Here is a 22,077-nt window from a genome sequence, read left to right on the forward strand (position 1 = left end):
CGAAGCCTGGGGGTTTGCTCAACTCGCTCTGCAGATTTTCAGCATGTTGGTGCCGCCCGGGGCACCCATCGGCTCGCCGCAGGTGATGGCGTAGACGTCGCCGCTTTGCACGATGCCGCGCTTCTTCAGGTGGTTCTCGGCCTGCAGCAGCGCGGTGTCGCGATCGCTTTCCGAGTCCATGAGCAGCGGGCGCACGTTGCGGTAGAGCGCCATCTTGCGCTGCGTCGACAGCCGCGAGGTCAGCGCGTACATGGGGATGTGCGCGCGGTGGCGGCTCATCCACAGCGGGGTGGAGCCCGACTCGGTGAGCGCCACGATCGCCTTGGCGCCCAGGTGATGGGCGGTGAAGAGCGCGCCCATGGCGATCGACTGGTCGATGCGGCTGTAGCTCTGGCCGCTGAAGTCGGCGTCGAGCTGCTTGTCTTCGGCGGCCTCGGCGGCCTCGCAGATGCGGCTCATCTCCTGCACGGTCTCGAGCGGATAGCGGCCCGAGGCGGTCTCGGCGGAGAGCATGACGGCGTCGGTGCCGTCGAGCACGGCGTTGGCCACGTCGCTGACCTCGGCGCGGGTGGGCACGGGGTTGGTGATCATCGACTCCATCATCTGGGTCGCGGTGATCACCACCTTGTCCATCTCGCGGGCCATGCGGATCATCTTCTTCTGCAGAGCGGGCACCGCCGCGTTGCCCACCTCGACCGCGAGGTCGCCGCGTGCGACCATGATGCCGTCGCTGGCACGCAGGATCTCTTCGAGCTTCGGAATGGCCTCGGCGCGCTCGATCTTGGCGATCATGCCGGGCTTGTGGCCGTACTCGGCGGCAGCCACGTTGCACAGCTGGCGGGCCATTTCCATGTCGGTGGCGTTCTTGGGGAAGCTCACGGCCACGTAGTCGGCCTGGAAGCTCATCGCGGTCTTGATGTCCTCCATGTCCTTGGCCGTCAGCGCGGGCGCGGTGAGGCCGCCGCCCTGCTTGTTGATGCCCTTGTTGTTCGAGAGCTCGCCGCCGAGCTTGACGGTCGTGTGCACCGCCTCGCCCTTGACGGCGTCGACGGTCAGCACGATGAGACCGTCGTTCAGCAGCAGCCTGTCGCCGGGCTTCACGTCGCGCGGCAGGTCCTTGTAGTCGAGGCCGACGGCATCGACGTCGCCCAGTTCGGTGCGCGAGGCATCGAGCACGAACTTGGCGCCCGGCTCGAGCCAGACCTTGCCCTGCGCGAACTTCCCCACGCGGATCTTCGGGCCCTGCAGGTCGGCCATGATGGCCACCTCGCGGCCGGCCTTGCGGGCGGCTTCGCGAACCATGGCGGCACGGTCGATGTGGTCCTGCGCCGTGCCGTGGCTGAAGTTCAGCCGCACCACGCTGACCTTGGCCTGGATCATCTTCTCCAGCAGGTCGGGCGAACTGGATGCCGGACCGAGGGTGGCGACGATCTTGGTGGCGTGGCGGGGAATGCGGTCCGTGCTCATGAGGGTAGTCTCCGTTTTGTATTCGCTACTGTATACAGTTTGTGTGTCGGACGGAAGTCACCCATGGGTTTTTCCTCGATGGGCCGCGGGCCGAGGCCCGGGCGGCTCCACCCGCTCGTTCAGCCGGCAGCCCGCTTCGACAGGATCTCGAAGGCCGGCAGGGTCTTGCCTTCCAGCACTTCCAGGAAGGCGCCGCCACCGGTCGAGATGTAGCCGACCTGCTTCTCGATGCCGTACTTGGCGATGGCCGCCAGCGTGTCGCCGCCGCCTGCGATCGAGAACGCGCTGCTCTCGGCGATGGCCTGCGCGATGGCCTTGGTGCCGCCCGCGAAGGCGTCGAACTCGAACACGCCCACCGGGCCGTTCCAGACGATGGTGCCGGCCTCGCGCAGCTGCGCGGCGAGCTGGGCGGCCGTCCTGGGGCCGATGTCGAGGATCAGGTCGTCGTCGGCCACGTCGCTCGCGTCCTTGACGGTGGCGGCCGCGTCGGCCGCGAAGGTCTTGGCCGTGACCACGTCCACCGGGATCGGCACGTCGGCGCCGCGCGCGCGCATGGCGTCGATCACCGCCTTGGCTTCGTCGACCAGGTCGGGCTCGGCCAGCGACTTGCCGATCTTCAGGCCCGCGGCCAGCATGAAGGTGTTGGCGATGCCGCCGCCCACGATGAGCTGGTCGACGTTGGCCGACAGGCTCTTCAGGATGGTCAGCTTGGTGCTCACCTTGGAACCCGCCACGATGGCCACCAGCGGCCGCTTCGGCTGCGCCAGCGCCTTGGTGATGGCGTCGATCTCCGCTGCCAGCAGCGGGCCGGCCGCGGCCACCTTGGCGAACTGCGCGATGCCGTAGGTGGTGGCCTCGGCGCGGTGCGCGGTGCCGAAGGCGTCGTTCACGTAGATGTCAGTGAGCGCGGCCAGCTTGCGAGCCAGGCCTTCGTCGTTCTTCTTCTCGCCCTTGTTGACGCGGCAGTTCTCGAGCAGCACCACCTGGCCGGGCTTCACGTCGACGCCGTCGACCCAGTTGGAAACCAGCGGCACTTCGCGGCCGAGCAGTTCGCCCAGGCGCTTGGCGACGGGCGCCAGCGAGTCCTCGGGCTTGAACTCGCCCTCCGTCGGGCGGCCCAGGTGCGAAGTGACCATCACGGCGGCACCTGCGTCCAGCGCCAGCTTGATGCAGGGCACGGAGGCGCGGATGCGCGTGTCTTCGGTGATGTTGCCGGCGTCGTCCTGCGGCACGTTGAGGTCGGCACGGATGAAGACGCGCTGGCCGGCGGCCTTGCCCTGCGCGCAGAGGTCGGTGAATCGAATGACGTTCATTGGAGAAACCTGGAGAAGATTGGAAGACGGGGATCGGCTGCATTGTAGTTTTGGCCCCATCGCCGCCTCTACGCGCCTGTTGCCGCGCGCCGATGCTTTTCCTCCACCGGATGCGGCGGTCAGTCCTTTTGCTGCTGCTCCCGCGCGAAGCCTTCGAGCACCTGGACGAAGCTCGCCGCCGCCGGCGACAGCGAGCGCCGCGCCGCGCTGTAGACGCACACCTCGCGATGGAAGTCGGGCGACTCCAGCCGCACCATCTGCAGCCCGTGCGCGCGCACCAGCGGCGCGGAGTATGTGGGGCACACGGTCAGCCCCAGCCCCGAGGCGACCATGCCCAGCGCGGTGGTCATGTACGACACCTCCTGCGTGGCGGGGCGCAGGATGTATTCGCGCTCGGCGGGTGCGAGCTCGGGCAGCACGCGCTGGCGGAAGTCGCGCGTGGGCGCGATGAAGGTGTAGGGGCCGAGCTCGTGCCAGCGCACCTTGCGACGATTGGCGAAGGCATGGCCCGGCGGGCAGATCAGCCAGTGCCGGTCGCGCAGCAGCGTGCGGCGCTCGATGGCGTCGTCGACCGCCACGTCCTGACCCACGGCCAGCTCCACGTCGCCGACCGTCACGCCCGCGAGCAGATGCTCGGGCAGGGTATCGGCCAGACGCACGTCGACGTCGGGGTACTGCTCGCGGTAGAGCGCGATCACGCGCGGCATCAGGGTGCAGGCCATGAGCTGCGGCGCGGCAAGCCGTAGCAAGCCTTTCTTCTTGTCACGCAAATCGGTGACGCCGGCCACCGCGCCGGCCAGGTCGCCCAGCAGCCGGTGCACCGAGGGCAGGAACTCGCGCCCTGCCTCCGACAGCTGCACGCTGCGCGTGTTTCGGTCGAGCAGCTGCACGCCCATCTCGCGCTCCAGTTCGCGCACCAGCACGCTGAGCGCCGACTGCGTGAGGTGCAGTTGCTGCGCCGCGGCGGTGAAGCTACCGGTGTCGGCCACGGCGGCGAAGGCGCGCAGCTGGCGCAGGGTGAGGTTCATATATACGGTTGTTTCATCAATCGATGAATTAATTTCGATTGCATCATAAGACGCGGCATCGCCCAATACCGGCTCACCGGAGACACGAGCCATGCCGACGACTGCCACCACGGCACCCCCACCGCCCATCCACGGGCTGCACCACTTCGCCTGGCGCTGCCGCGACAGCGAGGAAACCCGCCGCTTCTACGAAGACCTGCTCGGCCTGCCGCTGGCCCACGTCATCAAGAGCGACCACGTGCCTAGCACCGGCGAGTACTGCCCGTACGTGCACATCTTCTTTCGCATGCGCGACGGCTCGTTCATCGCCTTCTTCGACCTCGGCGACGACGTCGCGGCGCTGCCCTCGCCCAACACGCCCTCGTGGGTGAACCACATCGCGCTGCGCGTCGATTCGGTGGCCGACCTGCTGGCCGCCAAGGCGCGGCTCGAAGGCGCGGGCGTCGAGGTGCTGGGCGTGACCGACCACCACATCATCGAATCGATCTACTTCTTCGACCCCAACGGCATCCGCGTGGAGCTGACCACGCCGACCGTGCCGCAGGCCGAGATGGACGCGCACGCGCTGCGCGCGCGCGCCGAGCTCGACGCCTGGACCGAGCGCAAGGCCGGCCTGCGCGCCGCCGCTGCGAAGGATGCGTCGAATGCCTGAGCTGCAACTCGCCGTCATCGACGTGAAGCCCGGCGCGGCCATGGAGAGCCAGTCGGGCCTGCAGCTGCTGCGCCCGCGCATCTACGGCGCCTACCGCGCGCCGCAGGGCCCGAAGAAGATCGCCGCCATCGTGATGCACCCCACGAGCAACTTCATGGGCCACTACCTGATCGGCCCGCTGGCCGAGCGCGGCATCTGCTGCATGGGCCTGAACTCGCGCTTCGTGGGCAACGATACCGTGCTGCTGATGGAGCGCGCCATCCAGGACCTGGGCGCGGGCGTGCAGTACCTGCGCGCCGCCGGCTACGAGAAGGTGTTCCTCGTCGGCAACTCGGGCGGCGCCGCGCTCTCGGCCTTCTACCAGGCGCAGGCCGAAAAGCTCACCGCCACGCACCTGCCCGACGGCGATCCCACGCACCTGCACCCCGACGACCTGCCGCCCGTGGACGGCATCGCCCTGTGCGCCGCGCACCTGGGCCGCACCCGGCTGATGCGCGACTGGATCGACCCCTCGGTCACCGACGAGCACGACCCGCTCTCGGTCGACCCCGAGCTCGACATGTACGACGCGCGCCACCGAGTGCCCTACGAGCGCGACTTCCTCGCGCGCTTCGGCGCCGCGCAGAAGGCACGGCTCGCTCGCATCGAGCAGTGGTGCCTCGACCGCCTCGCGCTGCTGCGCGGCACACCCGGCGCACCGCGCGACCAGACCTTCATCGTCTATCGCACGCATGCCGATCCGCGCTGCGTCGACCTCTCGCTCGATCCCAACGACCGCCTGCCCGGCAGCGTCTGGGGCGACGCGCGGCAGGTGAACTACTCGGCCAATGCGATGGGGCGCACCACGTCGCTCACGGCCTTTCTCTCGCAGTGGTCGTCGCGCTCGCAGGCCGACGGTCCGACCAACCTCGCGCGCACCACGGTGCCGAAACTTCTGCTGACCTACACGGGCGACCAGTCGACCTTCCCGAGCACGCGAGATGCCTGGATGGCGGCGGGCGGGCCGCGCATCCGCAACGTCGACATCGTCGGCGGCAACCATTACCTCGCGGGGCAGCCGGAGCTGATCCCGAAGGCGGCGGACGCCATCGCCGGGTTCGCGCACGCGCTGTAGCCGCAGAGCCACCATGGAAAAATTCGCTTTCGCACCGGCCTACGAGCTGCCGGTCTGGCCCTTCACGCCGCCGCCCGAGCTCGGCAGCACGAAGCCCGTGCGGCATCCCATCGTCATCGTCGGCGCCGGCCCCTCGGGCCTCACGCTGGCCTGCGACCTCGCGCAACGCGGCGTGCGCGCCGTGCTGCTGGACGAGGACGACACCGTCGGCGTGCGCGGCGCATCGTCGCGCGGCATCTGCTATGCGCAGAAGAGCCTGGAGATCTTCGAGCGCCTGGGCATCTACGAGCGCATCGCGGCCAAGGGCATCACCTGGTCGTTCGGGCGCACCTTCTCGGGCGAGCAGGAGGTCTACAACTTCAACCTGCAGGCCAACAGCGTCTCGAAGCAGCCGCCCTTCGTCAACCTGCAGCAGTTCTACGTCGAGTGGTTCCTGGTCGAGCGCATCATCGAACTGGGGCTGACCGACCTGCGCTGGAAGAACCGCCTCACCCGCGTGGAGCAGCTCGCCGACGGCGTGCGCCTGGAAGTCGAGACGCCCGCCGGCAGCTACACCATCGAGGCCGACCGGCTGATCGACGCCACCGGCGCCAACAGCACGATCCGCACGCAGATGGGCATCGACGCGCACTCCTCGCGCAGCACCGACCGCTGGTGCATCAGCGACGTGCGCTTCAGGAAGCCGCTGCCCACGGAGCGCTGGACCTGGGTGGACGCGCCCTTCAACGAAGGCCGCGGCGTGTGGCAGCACCTGATGGCCGATGGCGTGTGGCGCATCGACTACCAGATGCCCGAGGACTGCGACACCGCCTACATCAGCAAGCCCGAGGTGGCGGGCGCGCGGCTGCGCGAGCAGCTCGGGCCGGACGTGGAGTTCGAGTTCGTCTGGATCGGCCCCTATGGCTACCGCGATCACCTGCTCGACAGCTTCCGCCACGGCCGCGTGTTCTTCATCGGCGACGCGGCGCACGTGGTGAGCCCCTTCGGCGCACGCGGCGGCAACAGCGGCATCCAGGACGCGGCCAACCTCGGCTGGAAGCTCGCGCTCGTCGCGCAGGGCAGGGCCGGCGAGGCGCTGCTCGACAGCTACGACGCCGAGCGCCAGCCCGCCGCGAAGCAGAACCTGCAGGTGACGAGCCGATCGGCACGCTTCCTCGCGCCGCGCTCGCCCGCCGAGCACACGCTGCGCCGTGCGGTGGTGGCGCTGGCGGCGCGCCATCCCTTCGCGCGGGCGCTGGTCAACACCGGCCGGATGTCGGTGGCCAACGACTATCCGCCCGCGGCGGTGCTGCCCGAGGGCGCGCGCTCTGTGCAGAACCTGCCGCTGCGCCTGGCCGATGGCCGCGAGACGACGCTGATGCAGCTGCTGGCCGAAGGCACCGAGTGCATCGGCCTGTGGTTCGTGCCGACGCGCGAGCAGTCGAGAGCGGCGCTCGATGCCATCGCGTCGCTGCCGTTGCGCCTGCTGGCCGTTGGCGGCGACAGCGGCCTGCCCACGCTGCAGGCCGACGAAAAGCTCGCGAGCCACCTCGGCGCGGGCGACGCAGGCAGCTTCGTCCTCGTGCGGCCCGACGCCTACCGCGCCGCCGTGCTGCCGAACGCCACGCCCGAAGCCATCGCCCGCGCCGTGCGCACCGCACTGGCCGCCAACGAACTCGCCCCATGATCACCGAGCCCCGCATCCCCGATCCCGACGGCTTCTACGCCGCGCTGCTCGCCGCCCACGAAGGCCGCAGCGAGGCGCAGAGCGCCGACCTCAACGCGCGCCTCGTGCTGCTGCTGGCCAACCAGTGCGCCGACCAGGACGTGCTGCTCGCGTGCATCCGCGCGGCGGCCGAAGAAGAAACCACGACGACGGACCACGACACCCCATGACCACGAGCGTTTCTTTCGCATCCGCCTCCGACACCCGCGAGCAGAAGCCCCGGCTGCAGGAGCTGGGCCCCGGCGCCTACGGCTACATCAGCGACTTCGATCCCAACTGCGGCTTCGTCGTCGGCGACGAGCACGTGGTGCTGATCGACACCCGCCCCACGCCGCGCATGGCGCGCGACTTCCTCGCTGCCATCCGCACGGTGACCGACAAGCCGATCCGCACCATCGTGCTCACGCACTACCACGCGGTGCGGGTGATGGGCGCCAGCGCCTTCGCCGAGGTGCGCGACATCGTCGCCAGCAGCGGCACGCTCTACTGGATCCGCACGCGCGGCCAGGCCGACTTCGACTCGGAGGTCGGCCGCTTTCCGCGGCTGTTCGCCGGCGTCGAGGAGATACCAGGCCTGACCATGCCCACGAAGGTCTTCGACCGCGAGATGACGCTGCCGCTGGGCGGCGGCCGCGAACTGCGGCTGATGTCGCTGGGCCGCGGCCATTCGGGTGGCGACGCGGTCGCGTGGCTGGCCGACTGCGGCGTGCTCTTCTCGGGCGACGTGGTCGAGAACCGCTGCGGCGTGTACGCGGGCGACGCCTACATCGGCGACTGGGCCGGCACGCTCGACGCCGTGGCCGCGCTGAAGCCGCGCGTGCTGGTGCCTGGCCGCGGCGCGGTGCTGCAGGACGAGGCCGCCTGCGCCGAGGCCATCGGCCTCACCAAGGCATTCCTCTCGACGCTGCTGGAAAGCGTGAAGGCCGGCATCGCAGCCGGCGAGACGCTCAAGGGCTGCTTCGCGCGCGCCGAGGCGGCGATGACGCCGCGCTTCGGCGACTGGCCCGTGTTCCAGCACGTGCTGCCCTTCGACGTCTCGCGCGCCTACGACGAACTGCGCGGCATCGAACACCCTGTGGTGTGGACCGCCGAGCGCGACCGCGAGCTGTGGCAGACATTGCGCGGCTAGCAAGCCGGCCCGACCGATTTCAAAACGAGCAACGGAGACAAGAGACGATGAAGCGATTCCTTCCCCTGCTGGCAGCGGCCCTCGCGCTGGCCACTTCCACCTTCGCATCGGCGCAAACGGCGGCCTACCCCACCCAGCCGATCAAATGGATCGTGCCCTACGTGGCCGGCGGCGGCACCGACAACCTCGCGCGCACGCTCGCCGAGGCGATGCAGCCATCGCTGGGGCAGCCGCTCATCATCGACAACCGGCCGGGCGCCTCCACCAACATCGGCGTGGGCGTGATGATGCAGGCCAGGCCCGATGGCTACACCATCATGCAGGCCGAGAACGCCGCGCTGCTCTTCAACGAGCACATGTTCGCCAAGCTGCCGTACAAGCCCGCGAGCGACTTCACCTACATCGGCACCATCGGGCGCTTCCCGGTGGCGCTGGTGGTGCACCCGGACTTTCCCGCGAAGAACGTGGCGGAGTTCGTGCGCTACGTGAAGGCCAACCCCGACAAGGTGAGCTACGCCTCGCCGGGCAACGGCTCGCCGCACCACATGGCGATGGAGCTCTTCAAGCAGAAGGCCGGGCTGACCATCACGCACGTGCCGTACAAGGGCGCGGCGCCGGCCATGACCGACGTGATGGGCGGCCAGGTGCCGACGATGATGCTGGACCTGGCCTCGGGCCTGCCGATCATCAAGTCGGGCAAGGTGCGGGTGCTGGCCATCGCGCTGCCGCAGCGCGCGAGCGCCCTGCCCGATGTTCCGACCTTCGTCGAGGCCGGCTTCAGCGACGTCAACGCCTACGCCTTCCACGGCCTGATCGGCCCGGCCGGCATGCCGCCGGAAGCGGTGGCGCGGCTCAATGCCGAGCTGCACAAGGCGATGAAGACGCCGAAGGTGGTGAAGCTGTTCGCGGACTTCGGCTTCGAGGCGCTGCCCGGGACGCCGCAGGACTTCTACAAGCTCTCGCGCGCCGAGAGCGAGCGCTGGGGCAAGATCATCGTCGCGGCCGGCGTGAAGCTCGACTAGAAATCGGAGCCCCCCGGCTTTTCACTTCGCTTCGCTGCGTGTAACTCCACCCCCCGAGGGGGAGGCGCGGCCCGCCTTGGGGCGGCCCGGCGGCGGCCGCCTACCAACCCAGTCCGAGGTGCAGTGGCAGGTACACCGCCATCCCTGCGAGCATCGTGCCCAGCACGCCGCGCCGCCAGTAGAAGTAGGCGGCGCCGACCACCGCCGCGTACAGGCGCGCGTCGTGCAGCGTGGTGATGAGGTGGCCCTGCGTCATGACGATCTCGGGCGCGATCACGCCCGCGAGCGCGGCGGCCGGCGCGTAGTGCAGCGCGCGGTGCGCCCACTCTGGCAGGCCCCAGGGCCGGTCGAGGATGAAGAAGAAGCAGCGCGTGAGCACGGTGACCAGCGCCAGGCCGACGATCACGCCCATGGTCCACCAGTCGGTGGTCGCATTCGCAGTGCTCATTCGTTGTCCTCCCCCAGGCTGCGCGCACTTCGTGTCGCTTCTCCTCGCCCCTCCGGACGGAAGGGGCGAGCGCCTTCGGGCGGCCGGGCGGCGATCATTTGTTGCCCTCCCCCAGGATCCGCGCACTTCGTGTCGCTTCTCCTCCCCCCTCCGGACGGAGGGGGCGAGCGCCTTCGGGCGGCCGGGCGGCGCTCATTTATCGTCCTCCGCGCCAGGGTCGAGCCCGAGCTGCTTCTCGAGCCAGAAGCACAGCAGCACGGCCACGCCGATGGCGGCCACGATGTTGAGCTTCAGCGGCAGCGCGTAGGCCGCGACCGCCGTGGCGCCGGCGATCAGCGCGGCCAGCACGCGCAGGCGGGTCGTCGCCATCGAGCAGACGATGGCCACCAGGCTCAGCACGCCGGCGAAGCTCAAGCCCCACGTCTGGGGGATGAAGTTGGCCAGCGCGATGCCCAGCAGGCTCATGCCCATCCAGGCGCACCAGGTGACGAAGTAGTTGCCGGTGAGGTAGGCCTCCTGCGCCTGTTGCTCGGCCACGGTCAGCGGCGGCTTGGGGTACTTCTTGGTGAAGAGCGCGTAGCTCATGTCGGCCGTGAGGTAGCCGTGCAGCATGCGGCGCCAGCGCGGCATGTGCATGAGGTAGGGGCGCAGGTGCAGGCTGAACACCACGAAGCGCAGGTTGACGCAGAAGCCCGTGGCCAGGATCACCCAGGCCGGTGCCCCCGCGAAGAGCAGCGGAATGGCCGCGAGCTGCGAGCTGCCCGCGTAGACGAGCAGCGTCATCGCCACGGCCTCGACCAGGCTCATGTTCGACTTGACCATGGCCACGCCGGTCATGAGCCCCCAGGCGCCGATGCCCAGCGCCACGGGCGTCATGTCGCGCACGCCGACGCGGAACTCGGGGCGACTGCGGATGCTTTGCGAGAGGAACATCAGCCGAATGCCTGCCCGGGCTTCAGGTCGAAGCCGTGCAGGAAGTCGGCCACCGGCAGGCGCTTGCCGCCGGGACGCTGCAGTTCGGTGAGGACGACGGCCGATCCGTCGGCCGCTGCCACCGTGACGCCGGCCGCGTCGACGGCCAGGATCGTGCCCGGCGCAGCCGGAGAAACCGCGGGGGCCTTTTCGGCATGGGCGGCCCAGAGCTTGATGGTCTCGCCGTCGAGCGGGCTGTTGGCGCCCGGGAACGGATCGAAGGCCAGCACGCGGCGCACGATCGCGTCGGCGGGCCGGGCCCAGTCGACCAGCGCCTCGTGCTTCTCGACCTTGCTGGCGTAGGTGACGCCTTCGGCCGGCTGCGGCGTGCGCGTCAGCGTGCCGATGCGGGCCAGCGCCTCGACGATCATCCTGCCGCCGAGTTCGGCCAGGCGGTCGTGCAGGCGGGCGGTGTTGTCGCCCGCGCCGATGTCGACGGCCTCGCGCAGCAGCATGTCGCCGGTGTCGAGGCCCGCGTCCATCTGCATGATGGTGATGCCGGTCTGCACATCGCCGGCCTCGATGGCGCGGTGGATCGGTGCGGCGCCGCGCCAGCGCGGCAGCAGGCTCGCATGGATGTTCAGGCAGCCGTGCACGGGCAGGTCGAGCACCCACTGCGGAAGGATCAGGCCGTAGGCGGCGACCACCATCACGTCGGGCTTCAGCGCCAGCAGGGTGTCGCGGGCGGCGGCGGCTTCGTCGGGGTACTTGCCGTCCAGCCGCAGGCTGCGGGGCTGGGCCACCGGCCAGCCGTTGGCGACGGCGCATTGCTTGACGGGGGAGGCCTGCAGTTTCATGCCGCGGCCGGCGGGGCGGTCGGGCTGGCTCATCACCAGCACGATCTCATGGCCGGCGGCGGCGATGGCTTCGAGCGCGACGCGCGCGAACTCGGGCGTGCCCGCGAAGACGACTCTGAGGCGGCTCAATCGCGGATCCGATCGAAATCGAGATCGTCCCCCGTGTGATAGCGCCGGACCACGCCGGTCGGATCGATGTAGATGTAGAGCATGCGGCGCTCGTTCACGGCCTTGTAGCGCCAGGTCCAGACGGCGCCGTCGAAGGAGCTGACGCGGGTGATCTCATACGGACGGCCATAGAAGGCCATCACGTCGTTCTGGCGCCACTGGTTGACCTTGATGTCCTGGCCGAAGCGCGCCTCGTTGAGCACCTGCGTCACCGAGACGACCTTGCCCGAGGCGTCCACGTCGATGTCGACCACCTCGAAGCCGGCCGGCATGCGCGAATACTGCAGCCGCTCGCCGCCGCCCGTGAGCGGGTAGCGGCCGGTGGGCGCACCCAGGCGCTGGACGGTGTCGGCAGCCGAGGTGCCGGGCTGGATGCGGGTCGGTTCGCCGGCACAGCCGGCCAGCAGCCCCAGGCCCACGGCCGCGACGAGCGCCAGTGCCGCGAGGGAGCCGGAGCGTCGGCCCGCGTTCATGGGGATCAAGCCCGCTCCCGCATTTCTTCGCGCTGCTGCTTCAGCAGCTTGCTCTTGATGCGGTTGCGCTTCAGGGGCGAGAGGTACTCGACGAACACCTTGCCCAGCAGGTGGTCGAGTTCGTGCTGGATGCACACGGCCAGCAGGCCTTCGGCCTCGATGGTGCGCGTCTCGCCGTTCTCGTCGAGCGCCTGCACCTTCACCGAGGTGGAGCGCAGCACGCCGTCGTAGATGCCGGGCACCGAGAGGCAGCCCTCCTCGTTCACGACCTTTTCCTCGCTGGCCCAGGTGATCTCGGGGTTGATCAGCACGATGGGCTGGTTGCGCTCCTCGGACACGTCGATCACGACGAGGCGCTCGTGCACGTCGATCTGCGTGGCCGCCAGGCCGATGCCGTTGGCGTCGTACATGGTCTCCAGCATGTCGGCGACCAGCGCCTTGATGCGCGCGTCCACGCCCTGCACCGGCTTGGCCACCGTGTGCAGGCGCTTGTCCGGGTAACTCAGAATGTTTCGTTTGGCCATGAAATCGGGGGAAAGTTGTGGCTATTTTCGCCAATTCCGCGACGACACGCGGCCGCGGAGGCCGAAAACGTTGCCCTCCCAAGGGCTTCAGCGCAGAATTCGTAGCAAATTGTGAGATTCGTATGCGCAGCGATACGTCGCGGCGCTCACCCATCAGACATGAAAAAGCTCAGACCCACCGAACGCCGGCGCACCTCCTTCCTTGCCACGCTGACAGCCCTGGCGGTGATCGGCAGTTGCGGCGCCACGACGGCCTGGGCTCAGAACTACCCCGTCACGCCCCAGCAGCGCGCCACCGCGCAGCAGACCGCCCAGACCGGCGTTCCCCTGAGCGAGCTGGCGCCCAACGCGCCCGACGAATACACCGTGAAGTCGGGCGACACGCTCTGGGCCATCTCGCGCCTCTACCTGCTGCGCCCCTGGCGCTGGCCGGAGCTCTGGGGCATGAACCTCAATGAAATCGCCAACCCGCACCGGATCTACCCCGGCCAGGTGCTCTACCTGGACAAGACGGGCGGCCGCGCGCGCCTGAGCATGCGCCGCGGCGGGCCGGGCGGCGACGGCGGAACCATCAAGCTGTCACCACGCACCCGTTTCGACTCGCTGGCCGGCATGGCGCTGCCCACGCTCAACCCGAGCATCATCGAGCCCTTCCTGAGCGAACCCATCGTGGTCGACGCCGGCACGCTCGAGGCCGCGCCGCGCATCGTGGCCGGCAACGACAGCCGCGTGCTGCTGTCGCGCGGCGACCGGGCCTATGCCCGCGGCACCGCCGAGGCGCCGCTGGTCGAGGTTCCGGGCCCGGTGCAGAACTTCCGCATCTTCCGCAACGCCACGCCGCTGAAGGACCCGGGCACGGGCGAGATCCTCGGCTACGAGGCGCAGTACCTGGGCAAGGCACGCCTGCAGCGCGGCGAATCGACCACCATCGAGACGGTCGAGGACAAGGATGTCATCACCGTCGTGCCCGCCAGCATCGACATCATCGCCTCGCGCGAGGAGATGCGCGCCGGCGACCGCCTGCTGCCCGAGCCGCCGCGCCAGCTGCTGAGCTACGTGCCGCGCGCGCCCTCCACGCAGGTCGACGGCCGCATCATCTCGGTCTACGGCAACGCGGTGCAGTTCGCGGCGCAGAACCAGGTGGTGGCCATCAACAAGGGCACGCGCGACGGCATCGACAACGGCCACGTGCTGGCGATCCTGAAGAACGGCGAGACCATCCTCGACCGCACCGGCGCGCGCAAGGAAACCATCAAGCTGCCCAACGAGCGCATCGGCCTGCTGATGGTCTTCCGCACCTTCGAGAAGGTCTCCTACGCGCTGGTGCTCGAAATCAACGACACTCCCCGCGCCGGCGACTTCCTCGTCAATCCCTGATCCGCGAACCCGGCTTCTCTTCCCGCAAATTCGCTTGGAACGCGCAGAACTCGCAGGCTGGCTGCGGCTTTCGCTGACGCCCGGCATCGGCGACGGTGCCGCGCGCCGCCTGCTCGCTGCTTTCGGGCTGCCCGAAAGGATCTTCACCCAGCCCGATGCCGCGCTGCGCGAGGTCGTCTCGCATGCGCAGGCCGAGGCGCTGATGCAGCCGCCCCCCAGCCTGCAGGCGCAGATCGACCTGACGTGGCAGTGGCTGCAGGCGGGCGACGACAAGGTCTCGCGCCGCGTCGTGACGCTCGGCGACCCGGGCTATCCCGCCTCCCTGCTCGAAATGGCCGACCCGCCGCCGATGCTCTATGTGCTCGGAGCGCCGGCCTTCGACCTCACGCAGCTCGGCCACAGCATCGCCGTCGTGGGCAGCCGCAACCCGACGCCCCAGGGCGCGACGAACGCCCGCAGCTTCGGGCGCGCGCTCGGCGAGGCGGGGCTGCCCGTGGTGTCCGGGCTCGCGCTGGGCGTGGACGGCGCAGCGCACATGGGCGCGCTCGATGCTGCGAGCGATGAGCCGCGGCTCGCGACGGTGGCCGTCGTGGGCACCGGACTCGACCGCGTCTATCCCGCGCGGCACCGCGACCTCGCGCACCGCATCACGCTGCAGGGGCTGATCGTGAGCGAGCTGCCGCTGGGCACGCCGCCGCTCACGCAGAACTTCCCGCGGCGCAACCGCCTCATCGCCGGGCTGGCCCGCGGCACGCTGGTGGTCGAGGCCGCACTGCAGTCGGGCTCGCTGATCACCGCGCGGCTCACCTCGGAGCAGGGCAAGGAGGTGTTCGCGATCCCGGGCTCCATCCACTCGCCGCAGTCGCGCGGCTGCCACGCGCTGATCCGGCAGGGCGCGAAGCTCGTCGAATCGGTGAACGACATCCTCGAGGAGCTGCCGCCGCTCCACGCGCCACGCGTCGCCGCGGCTTCGGCCCCATCGAGCAGCAATGGGGCGAACGCAGCCTCGTCGCCAGAAGACCCGCTGCTGGAGGCCCTCGGCTTCGAACCGGTGAGCCTCGATGCGCTCAGTGCCCGCACCGGCTGGGGCGCCGCCGAGCTGCAGGCCAGGATGCTCGGGCTCGAACTGGATGGGCATGTTTCGCGGTTGCCCGGCGGGCTCTTTCAGCGGGTGGCTTCCACTTAGCCTTCATTGCACGAACGTCGGCTATATTGGGCCCATGTTCGAAGTGCTTGTCTTTGTCTACGAGAACTACTGGCGCGGCGACGCCTGCCCCGAGCCCGAGCAGCTGGGCCGCAAGCTCAGTGCCCATGGCTTCGAGGCAGAGGAGATCCGCGAAGCTCTTCACTGGCTCGACGGCCTGAGCCTTGCAACGCAGGGCCTGCAGATCGAACGCAGTCCTGACGGCAAAGCCAGCGCCACCGTCGGCTCGCGCAGCAGGCCCGAAGCGGCCCTGGCGCAATCGGACGATGCGATGCGCGTGTACTCGCAGGCCGAGCAGGAGCACCTGGGCGCCGAGTGCCTCGGCTTCATCCGCTTTCTCGAATCGTCGAACGTGCTGCCCTGCGGGCTGCGCGAGATCGTCGTCGAACGCGCGATGGCCGCGCCGGGCGACCCCGTCGCGCTCGACGAACTGAAGATCATCGTGCTGATGGTGCACTGGAGCACTGGCATCGAGCCCGATGCACTGGTGCTCGACGAACTGTGCGAGAGCCGCGAAGGCCGCACGGCGCATTAGCCAGGCTCACCCCCAGGCTCCGCGCACTTCGTGTCGCTACGCCAACCTCCTTCCGGGGGCAACACCTGAGGCCCGGCAAAGCCGGTTCCTCGGTGTTCCTTGAAAAGAGCAGAAGCCCGGTCTGCTAGTTCAGCAGGCGCTCGGGGTTGGCGTCGAGCTTCGCCAGCGCTTCGCGCGTGGCGCGCACGGTGAGCGTTTCCTCTTCCGCGGGCACCAGCAGGCCGGCCTGCAGATAGGCAGCCAGCCGACCGGCCTGGATCAGGAAGCTGCGGCCGTCGCCCGAGGCGAACAGGTGAAGCTGCTTGCGGTCGCTGCGCCAGACGAACTGCACCTGGCTCACGCGGTCGTTGTGGTCGAGCATGAACCAGTTGCCCACCTGCAGTTCATGCGCCCAGGCGATCATGTCGTCGGGCACCTTGGCGCCGGCGGTGTCGGGGATGACCTCGATGGATGCGGCGTCCACGCCCAGCAGCAGTTCGATGCTGTGCGCGTCGAGCGGCAGGTCCGCGGTGCCGCCCACGTCGGTCACGAAGTCTTCGAGGTGCGCGAGCCGCTCGGCCATCGCTTCGATCTTGACCTGCGGGATCGCCTCGGTCTTCGACAGGAAGGCATCCGACAGCGTGGCGCCGATGGTCTTGATGTGCGCTTCCTGCGGCTCGTCGACGATGCCCAGCAGCGCCATGCCCTGGCGCAGGCGCTGCAGCAGCTGCGGCAGGTCCTGGATCACGCGGGCGCGGTCGGTGCGGTTGGGCTTGGCGCTCGCGGCCCACACGAGGTCGGAGGCCACGCGCTTGAGCATCACGGTCTGCTCGCCCTGCGCACCGTAGCGCAGCGCGGCGATGGCCAGCACCTCCGCCCAGACCTTGAAGAGGAACTCCCGGATCTCGTCGCGCACCGGCATGTCGTTGAGCATCTTGCGCAGCTCGATGGTGTACTGGATCGCCATCGTCTCCTTCTGCTCGACCTGCTGGGCCACGCTCATCACGCGCTGCGTGGTGTCGCTCTGGGTCAGGTAGCGGTTGAGGAAGGCGACGAATTCGTCGAACACCAGCTTGAACACGCGCTGGCCGGTCTCGGGGTACTGCTCGATCACCTGCACGACGCGGCGGATCTCGCCTTCGAGCGCGCTGCCGGTGATGGCCGCGGCGTCGAAGCCCATCACGCACGAGCCCATGCGGTCGATCAGCATGCGCGCGGGGTGCTGCAGGGTGCCGAAGAACTCGGGCTCGGCGATGGCCACGCGCAGCACCGGCATCTGCAGGCGCGCGAACCACACGCGGGCCGAGAAAGGAATGCGCTCCTCGGCGAGGATGGCCTGGAACATCAGCGCGACGATCTCGACGGTGGCCTTGTCGGCGGTGGTCGGCGCGCGCTTCTTGAGCTCGGCCGTGCGCCGGCGCAGGTCGACGGCCGTCTGCTGCATGACGGTGGCCTGCTCGCCAGCGCCTTCCATGTATTGAGTGGCGGCCATGCGGTAGGCGGCCTCGGCCTCGGCGATGGCGCCGGCAAACGTCCTGGAGAAGGCGCGCGGTGCGGGGCTCACGCCGCCTCCGCCGCCCTGGCCGCCCTGCTGGCTGCCGGGACTCGTGGTGCGGCCCTCCCCCGCGCCGGCCTGGAAGGCGCCGCCGGCTGCACCCGGGTCGCCGCCGATGCGGGCGGTCACGAAGCGCTTGAGACTCAGCAGCGCGGTCTGCGCGCGCTGGCGCGCGATCATCAGCGGCGAACCGCCGGTGGTCGTTGTCGCGACGGAGCCAGGCACCGAAAGCTGTTGCTGCTGGCCTTCGAATCCGAAACCGGGCCGCTGCACGGCCTGGGGGGCGTGAGCCGCGGACATGCCGCTGTCCATCGGCGCCGCGCCCGATCCGCCGCCGCCTCCTCCCGCGCCTGTGGCATTGCCCGTGCGCCGGACGAAGCTCTTGAGGTCGATCTCCGGCATCACGCCGGCGGCGATCAGGTAGGCGTTGGCGCTCTGGTAGGCCTTGACGATCACGTCGACCAGGCCTTGCTGCACCGTGTCCTGCACGCGGGTCCAGAGGCCGCGGCTCAGGCCTGCCGCGAGCCATTGCTCGACCAACAGCTTGGCCAGCGTCTCGGGCTTGAGCACGTCCTTGGAATCGAGCTCGGTGGTGCCCTCGAGGTGCTGGATGCGCAGGCGCAGGTCGCTGAGCTCGAAGCTTGCCTTGTCGTGGATGAGCTGCGCGAGGCGCGACGAAAGAATGTTGCTCTCGACCACCTCGTCGCCGATGAGCTCCAGCCGCAGCGCCGAGGGCACGGCGCCCGGGCCGCCCGAACTGGCCGCCAGCGCCTTGCGCCAGCCGGCCTGGGACAGCGCGACCCAGTGGGTGGCCTGCCCCTGGAAGGCGACGAAGTCGTCGCGGTGCTCCTGCATGGAGCGGGCGGTGCCGGCCTCGGTGGACAGCGTGGTCAGCCGGTCCCGGATCGCGCGCGCCAGGGGGGCGATGGCGCCTTCCGTGGCCGAGACGAAACGCTCACGCGTCTCGCGTGCGAGCTGCAGGGAGGAAGCGGACCGCGCAATGCTCATTGAAAGGTCGGAAGGCCAGGGTGGTCGATTCGTTGGCGACAACCGGAGCTTGCATCGGGACGGGCTGCCGCACAAGTGTGGGATTGCCCGGCGTTGCATGCGAACCGCGGCGGGGGCTTTCGCCGCCGCCGCAGGCGCCTTCGGTTGTCGAGCCCCGGAGTATCCGTCAGACGACGGCGCCGGCGTTCGGATCGTCCTCGGAGCCGCCGTCGCGCTTGGCCGGGCCGCCCTTGACGAGGTCTTCGCGCTTGATGCCCAGCCACATGGCGATGGCCGCCGCCACGAAGCAGGAGGAATAGATGCCGAAGCAGATGCCGATGGTCAGCGCCAGGGCGAAGTAATGCAGCGTCGGGCCGCCGAAGAAGAACATCGACAGCACCACCAGCTGGGTGGAGCCGTGGGTGATGATGGTCCGGCTGATGGTCGAGGTGATCGCGTTGTCGATGATCTCGACCGTCGACATCTTGCGGTAGCGGCGGAAGTTCTCGCGGATGCGGTCGAAGATCACGACCGACTCGTTCACCGAGTAGCCCAGCACCGCCAGCACCGCCGCCAGCACCGCCAGCGAGAACTCCCACTGGAAGAAGGCGAAGAAGCCCAGGATGATCACCACGTCGTGCAGGTTCGCCAGCACTGTAGCCAGCGCGAACTTCCATTCGAAGCGGAACGCCAGGTAGATCATGATGCCGACGACCACCATCGCGAGGGCCTTCAGGCCGTTGGTGGTCAGCTCGTCGCCCACCTGCGGGCCGACGAATTCATTGCTGCGCAGCTCCACCGAGGGGTCGGCGGCCTTCAGCGAATCCATCACCTCGGCGCTCTGCTGGGCGGAGGTCACGCCCTTCTTCACCGGCAGGCGGATCTGCACCGACTTGCCGAAGCTCTGCACCTGCACTTCGGTGTAGCCCAGCTTGCCGACGATATCGCGAACCTTGCCGACGTCGGCCGACTGGTTGTAGGCGACTTCCATCACCGTGCCGCCGGTGAACTCCACCGACAGGTGCAGCCCGCGGTGGAACAGGAAGAACACCGCCAGCGCGAAGGTGACGACGGAAACGATGTTCAGCACCAGCGCGTGGCGCATGAACGGGATGGTCTTGTGGATGCGGAAGAATTCCATGGCTGTGCGTCCTTCTTCTGCCGCTTACTTGGTTTCGGCCGCGGCCGTGCCGCCGGTCGAGGGGCGCCACACCGTACCGATGGACACCGACTTGAGCTTCTTCTTCTGGCCGTACCAGAAGTTCACGAGGCCGCGCGAGAAGAACACGGCCGAGAACATCGAGGTGACGATGCCGATGCAGTGCACCACCGCGAAGCCGCGCACCGGGCCCGAACCGAAGGCCAGCAGCGCGATGCCCGCGATCAGCGTGGTCACGTTCGAGTCCAGGATGGTGCCCCAGGCGCGCTCGTAGCCCGCATGGATCGCCGCCTGCGGCGACGCCCCGTTGCGCAGCTCCTCGCGCACCCGCTCGTTGATCAGCACGTTGGAGTCGATGGCGACGCCGATGGCCAGCGCCATGGCAGCGATGCCCGGCAGCGTCAGCGTGGCCTGCAGGATGGAGAGGATGGCCACCAGCAGCAGCAGGTTGACGGCCAGCGCGATCGACGAGAACAGGCCGAACAGCGCGTAGTAGATGCACATGAACACCATGATCGCGGCGAAGCCGTACATCACGCTGTCGAAGCCCTTCTTGATGTTCTCGGCGCCCTGCGTCGGGCCGATGGTGCGTTCCTGGATGATTTCCATGGGTGCGGCCAGCGAGCCGGCGCGCAGCAGCAGCGCGAGGTCGTTGGCTTCGGCCACGCTCATCGAGCCCGAGACCTGGAAGCGGTTGCCGAGCTCGCCGTTGATCGAGGGAGCCGTGAGCACTTCGCCCTTGCCCTTCTCGAAGATCAGCATGGCCATGCGCTTCTTGTAGTTCTCGCGGCTGACGTCACGCATGATGGTGCCGCCCTTGGAGTCCATGGTCAGGTCGACCTTGGGCTGGTTGCTCTGCTGGTCGAAGCCGGGCTGCGCGTCGGTGAGGTTCTCGCCGGTGACGAGCACCTGCTTCTTGACGATCACGGGACGGCCCTGGCGGTCGAGGAATTTCTCGGAGCCGAAGGGCACGGGGCCGCCGCTCAGTTCGGCGGCGCGGCCTTCGGCGCTTTCATCCACCAGGCGCATCTCGAGCGTGGCGGTGCGGCCGATGATCCGCTTGGCCTGGGCCGGGTCCTGCATGCCGGGCAGCTGCACGACGATGCGGTCGATGCCCTGCTGCTGGATCACGGGTTCGGCCACGCCGAGTTCGTTGATCCGGTTGTGCAGGGTGGTCACGTTCTGCTTGAGCGCCGCGTCCTGGAAGCGGCGGGCGGCCTCGGGCTTGATGCTGGCCACGATGCGCCATTCGCTGCCCTGCTGGGTCTCGACCGTGCTGAGGTCGGGCATCTGGTCCTGGATCAGGCGCCGGGCGATCTCGACGCTGTCGGCGTCGCGCAGGGTGATCTCGACGGTCTGGCCGTTGCGGTTCACGGCGCTGCCGCGCACCTTCTTCTCGCGCAGACCCATGCGGATGTCGCCCGCGAAGGACTCGGCCTTCTTGTCGAGCACGCCGCGCATGTCGACCTGCAGCAGGAAGTCGACGCCGCCGCGCAGGTCGAGGCCCAGGTACATCGGGAAGGCGTGCAGCGCCGTCAGCCACGAGGGCGAGCGCGACACGAGGTTGAGCGCCACCGTGTACGAGGCGTCGTCGGCATCGGGCACCAGCGCCTGCTGGAGCGTGTCGCGTGCCTTGATCTGGTCGTCGGTGGTCGCGAAGCGGGCGCGCACCGCGGTGGGCTCGAGGGTCAGCAGGTCGGGCGTGAGGCCTGCCGTCTTGAGCAGTTCCTGCACCCTGGCCTGGGTCGACGCGTCGATCTTGACGGTGGACTTCGCCGCCGACACCTGCACCGCAGGCGCCTCACCGAAGAAATTGGGCAGGGCGTAGATGAGCCCCACGAGCAGCACGACCAGGATGATCGCGTACTTCCAGACCGGGTAACGGTTCATGAGAAAGCGCTTTTTCTGAAACGGAACACGGCGTGAATTGGGGCCCCGCGCCCGAAGGCGCAAGGTCAGCTCACGCCTTTATTTGACGGTGCCCTTGGGCAGGACCTGCACCACCGCGCTGCGCTGGATCTTGATCTCGATGCCGTTGGCGATCTCGAGGCCCAGGTACTGGTCGTTCAGCGAGGTGATCTTGCCGAGCAGGCCGCCGGCGGTGGCGACCTCGTCGCCCTTGGCGAGCGCCTCGATCATGGCGCGGGCTTCCTTCTGGCGCTTCATCTGGGGCCGGATCATGACGAAGTACAGCACCACGAACATCAGCACGAGGGGCAGCATGCTGCCGAGCGAGGACATCATGTCGCCGCCGCCTGCAGCGGGCGCGGTCTGGGCGAAAGCAGAGGAAATGAACAAGAGAGTCTCCAGCAGAGGGAAGAGAAAGAAAAAGTGTGGGAGCGCGGGCCACGCCCGCGGTTCCTTGGGGTTCGCGGCCACGCGGGATGCGGGTGCGCCAAGTCAAAGCGCGGCGGGGCCTGGCCGCGCACAGCACCGGGCATTGTATTCGGCGCGGATCGCCGCCCGGAG

At 68.9% G+C, this 22,077-nt stretch carries 21 protein-coding genes; 9 read left to right on the forward strand and 12 right to left on the reverse strand.

Annotated features, from left to right (window positions below):
- Nucleotides 1-18: 18 nt before the first annotated feature.
- The 3 genes from pyk to ACTJLF_RS13960 all read right to left on the reverse strand — a co-directional run bounded on the left by pyk (nt 19) and on the right by ACTJLF_RS13960 (nt 3,808).
- Nucleotides 19-1,467 carry a pyruvate kinase gene (pyk, locus tag ACTJLF_RS13950; RefSeq protein ID WP_019653915.1) on the reverse strand — a complete coding sequence of 483 codons (1,449 nt, stop codon included), beginning with the start codon at nt 1,465-1,467 and terminating at the stop codon, nt 19-21.
- A 119-nt stretch (nt 1,468-1,586) separates the two neighbouring features.
- A complete protein-coding gene (locus tag ACTJLF_RS13955) occupies nt 1,587-2,780 on the reverse strand; it encodes a phosphoglycerate kinase (protein WP_132754299.1) in 1,194 nt (397 codons plus the stop codon).
- 119 nt (nt 2,781-2,899) lie between these two features.
- Nucleotides 2,900-3,808: a LysR family transcriptional regulator gene (locus ACTJLF_RS13960; protein WP_440883264.1), complete on the reverse strand. Its 909-nt coding sequence runs from the start codon at nt 3,806-3,808 to the stop codon at nt 2,900-2,902.
- Nucleotides 3,809-3,899: 91 nt separating this feature from the next.
- On the opposite strand from ACTJLF_RS13960, the gene ACTJLF_RS13965 reads away from it, so the two are divergent.
- Genes ACTJLF_RS13965 through ACTJLF_RS13990 form a run of 6 tightly spaced genes read left to right on the forward strand, consistent with a single transcriptional unit; the run spans nt 3,900 to nt 9,430 of the window.
- Complete coding sequence (locus ACTJLF_RS13965) at nt 3,900-4,460, forward strand: VOC family protein (RefSeq protein ID WP_132754303.1); 561 nt, start codon at nt 3,900-3,902, stop codon at nt 4,458-4,460.
- Nucleotides 4,453-5,574 carry an alpha/beta hydrolase family protein gene (locus tag ACTJLF_RS13970; RefSeq protein WP_440883265.1) on the forward strand — a complete coding sequence of 374 codons (1,122 nt, stop codon included), beginning with the start codon at nt 4,453-4,455 and terminating at the stop codon, nt 5,572-5,574. Before ACTJLF_RS13965 ends, ACTJLF_RS13970 begins: the two co-directional genes overlap by 8 nt.
- A 13-nt stretch (nt 5,575-5,587) precedes the next feature.
- The gene (locus ACTJLF_RS13975) at nt 5,588-7,240 is read left to right on the forward strand and encodes an FAD-dependent oxidoreductase (protein WP_440883266.1); all 1,653 of its coding nucleotides are present in this window, start codon (nt 5,588-5,590) and stop codon (nt 7,238-7,240) included.
- Entirely contained in the window at nt 7,237-7,449 is a 213-nt protein-coding gene (locus tag ACTJLF_RS13980) for a DUF2783 domain-containing protein (protein ID WP_440883267.1), read from the forward strand. The genes ACTJLF_RS13975 and ACTJLF_RS13980 overlap by 4 nt, the downstream gene beginning before the upstream one ends.
- A complete protein-coding gene (locus ACTJLF_RS13985) occupies nt 7,446-8,408 on the forward strand; it encodes an MBL fold metallo-hydrolase (protein ID WP_019653908.1) in 963 nt (320 codons plus the stop codon). Before ACTJLF_RS13980 ends, ACTJLF_RS13985 begins: the two co-directional genes overlap by 4 nt.
- Before the next feature lie 47 nt (nt 8,409-8,455).
- Nucleotides 8,456-9,430 (forward strand): Bug family tripartite tricarboxylate transporter substrate binding protein, encoded by a 975-nt coding sequence (locus ACTJLF_RS13990; protein ID WP_440883268.1) that lies wholly within the window; start codon nt 8,456-8,458, stop codon nt 9,428-9,430.
- 100 nt (nt 9,431-9,530) lie between these two features.
- On the opposite strand, the gene ACTJLF_RS13995 is transcribed toward ACTJLF_RS13990, so the two are convergent.
- The 5 genes from ACTJLF_RS13995 to def all read right to left on the reverse strand — a co-directional run bounded on the left by ACTJLF_RS13995 (nt 9,531) and on the right by def (nt 12,812).
- Nucleotides 9,531-9,878 (reverse strand): AzlD domain-containing protein, encoded by a 348-nt coding sequence (locus tag ACTJLF_RS13995; RefSeq protein ID WP_132754309.1) that lies wholly within the window; start codon nt 9,876-9,878, stop codon nt 9,531-9,533.
- 192 nt (nt 9,879-10,070) lie between these two features.
- Nucleotides 10,071-10,811 carry an AzlC family ABC transporter permease gene (locus ACTJLF_RS14000; protein ID WP_019653905.1) on the reverse strand — a complete coding sequence of 247 codons (741 nt, stop codon included), beginning with the start codon at nt 10,809-10,811 and terminating at the stop codon, nt 10,071-10,073.
- Entirely contained in the window at nt 10,811-11,776 is a 966-nt protein-coding gene (fmt, locus tag ACTJLF_RS14005; RefSeq protein WP_440883269.1) for a methionyl-tRNA formyltransferase, read from the reverse strand. The genes ACTJLF_RS14000 and fmt overlap by 1 nt, the downstream gene beginning before the upstream one ends.
- Entirely contained in the window at nt 11,773-12,288 is a 516-nt protein-coding gene (locus ACTJLF_RS14010) for a hypothetical protein (RefSeq protein WP_132754313.1), read from the reverse strand. The genes fmt and ACTJLF_RS14010 overlap by 4 nt, the downstream gene beginning before the upstream one ends.
- 5 nt (nt 12,289-12,293) lie before the next feature.
- Nucleotides 12,294-12,812 (reverse strand): peptide deformylase, encoded by a 519-nt coding sequence (gene def / locus ACTJLF_RS14015; protein WP_019653902.1) that lies wholly within the window; start codon nt 12,810-12,812, stop codon nt 12,294-12,296.
- Nucleotides 12,813-12,971: 159 nt separating this feature from the next.
- On the opposite strand from def, the gene ACTJLF_RS14020 reads away from it, so the two are divergent.
- The 3 genes from ACTJLF_RS14020 to ACTJLF_RS14030 are packed head-to-tail and all read left to right on the forward strand — an operon-like array spanning nt 12,972 to nt 15,928.
- Nucleotides 12,972-14,189: a LysM peptidoglycan-binding domain-containing protein gene (locus ACTJLF_RS14020; RefSeq protein WP_440883270.1), complete on the forward strand. Its 1,218-nt coding sequence runs from the start codon at nt 12,972-12,974 to the stop codon at nt 14,187-14,189.
- Nucleotides 14,190-14,223: 34 nt separating this feature from the next.
- The gene (gene dprA, locus ACTJLF_RS14025) at nt 14,224-15,375 is read left to right on the forward strand and encodes a DNA-processing protein DprA (RefSeq protein WP_440883271.1); all 1,152 of its coding nucleotides are present in this window, start codon (nt 14,224-14,226) and stop codon (nt 15,373-15,375) included.
- Nucleotides 15,376-15,409: 34 nt separating this feature from the next.
- Nucleotides 15,410-15,928, forward strand: a complete 519-nt coding sequence (locus tag ACTJLF_RS14030; protein WP_019653899.1) for a DUF494 family protein — start codon at nt 15,410-15,412, stop codon at nt 15,926-15,928.
- A 124-nt stretch (nt 15,929-16,052) separates the two neighbouring features.
- Here the strand turns inward: ACTJLF_RS14030 and ACTJLF_RS14035 are convergent, their stop codons facing one another.
- The 4 genes from ACTJLF_RS14035 to yajC form a co-directional block, all read right to left on the reverse strand.
- A complete protein-coding gene (locus ACTJLF_RS14035) occupies nt 16,053-18,470 on the reverse strand; it encodes a DUF1631 family protein (RefSeq protein ID WP_440883272.1) in 2,418 nt (805 codons plus the stop codon).
- A gap of 166 nt (nt 18,471-18,636) precedes the next feature.
- A complete protein-coding gene (secF, locus tag ACTJLF_RS14040; protein WP_019653897.1) occupies nt 18,637-19,590 on the reverse strand; it encodes a protein translocase subunit SecF in 954 nt (317 codons plus the stop codon).
- A 24-nt stretch (nt 19,591-19,614) separates the two neighbouring features.
- A complete protein-coding gene (secD, locus tag ACTJLF_RS14045) occupies nt 19,615-21,498 on the reverse strand; it encodes a protein translocase subunit SecD (protein WP_019653896.1) in 1,884 nt (627 codons plus the stop codon).
- A 78-nt stretch (nt 21,499-21,576) separates the two neighbouring features.
- Complete coding sequence (yajC, locus tag ACTJLF_RS14050) at nt 21,577-21,906, reverse strand: preprotein translocase subunit YajC (RefSeq protein WP_019653895.1); 330 nt, start codon at nt 21,904-21,906, stop codon at nt 21,577-21,579.
- Between the last annotated feature and the right edge of the window lie 171 nt (nt 21,907-22,077).

This window comes from Variovorax sp. 22077, from assembly GCF_052044195.1.
Taxonomy (GTDB): Bacteria; Pseudomonadota; Gammaproteobacteria; order Burkholderiales; family Burkholderiaceae_C; genus Variovorax; species Variovorax atrisoli.

Excerpts from the sequence above, each read along its gene's own strand:
- pyk (WP_019653915.1), bottom strand. The coding sequence starts at position 1,467 with ATGAGCACGGACCGCATTCCCCGCCACGCCACCAAGATCGTCGCCACC.
- ACTJLF_RS13955 (WP_132754299.1), bottom strand. The coding sequence starts at position 2,780 with ATGAACGTCATTCGATTCACCGACCTCTGCGCGCAGGGCAAGGCCGCC.
- ACTJLF_RS13960 (WP_440883264.1), bottom strand. The coding sequence starts at position 3,808 with ATGAACCTCACCCTGCGCCAGCTGCGCGCCTTCGCCGCCGTGGCCGAC.
- ACTJLF_RS13965 (WP_132754303.1), top strand. The coding sequence starts at position 3,900 with ATGCCGACGACTGCCACCACGGCACCCCCACCGCCCATCCACGGGCTG.
- ACTJLF_RS13970 (WP_440883265.1), top strand. The coding sequence starts at position 4,453 with ATGCCTGAGCTGCAACTCGCCGTCATCGACGTGAAGCCCGGCGCGGCC.
- ACTJLF_RS13975 (WP_440883266.1), top strand. The coding sequence starts at position 5,588 with ATGGAAAAATTCGCTTTCGCACCGGCCTACGAGCTGCCGGTCTGGCCC.
- ACTJLF_RS13980 (WP_440883267.1), top strand. The coding sequence starts at position 7,237 with ATGATCACCGAGCCCCGCATCCCCGATCCCGACGGCTTCTACGCCGCG.
- ACTJLF_RS13985 (WP_019653908.1), top strand. The coding sequence starts at position 7,446 with ATGACCACGAGCGTTTCTTTCGCATCCGCCTCCGACACCCGCGAGCAG.
- ACTJLF_RS13990 (WP_440883268.1), top strand. The coding sequence starts at position 8,456 with ATGAAGCGATTCCTTCCCCTGCTGGCAGCGGCCCTCGCGCTGGCCACT.
- ACTJLF_RS13995 (WP_132754309.1), bottom strand. The coding sequence starts at position 9,878 with ATGAGCACTGCGAATGCGACCACCGACTGGTGGACCATGGGCGTGATC.
- ACTJLF_RS14000 (WP_019653905.1), bottom strand. The coding sequence starts at position 10,811 with ATGTTCCTCTCGCAAAGCATCCGCAGTCGCCCCGAGTTCCGCGTCGGC.
- ACTJLF_RS14010 (WP_132754313.1), bottom strand. The coding sequence starts at position 12,288 with ATGAACGCGGGCCGACGCTCCGGCTCCCTCGCGGCACTGGCGCTCGTC.
- def (WP_019653902.1), bottom strand. The coding sequence starts at position 12,812 with ATGGCCAAACGAAACATTCTGAGTTACCCGGACAAGCGCCTGCACACG.
- ACTJLF_RS14020 (WP_440883270.1), top strand. The coding sequence starts at position 12,972 with ATGAAAAAGCTCAGACCCACCGAACGCCGGCGCACCTCCTTCCTTGCC.
- ACTJLF_RS14030 (WP_019653899.1), top strand. The coding sequence starts at position 15,410 with ATGTTCGAAGTGCTTGTCTTTGTCTACGAGAACTACTGGCGCGGCGAC.
- ACTJLF_RS14035 (WP_440883272.1), bottom strand. The coding sequence starts at position 18,470 with ATGAGCATTGCGCGGTCCGCTTCCTCCCTGCAGCTCGCACGCGAGACG.
- secF (WP_019653897.1), bottom strand. The coding sequence starts at position 19,590 with ATGGAATTCTTCCGCATCCACAAGACCATCCCGTTCATGCGCCACGCG.
- secD (WP_019653896.1), bottom strand. The coding sequence starts at position 21,498 with ATGAACCGTTACCCGGTCTGGAAGTACGCGATCATCCTGGTCGTGCTG.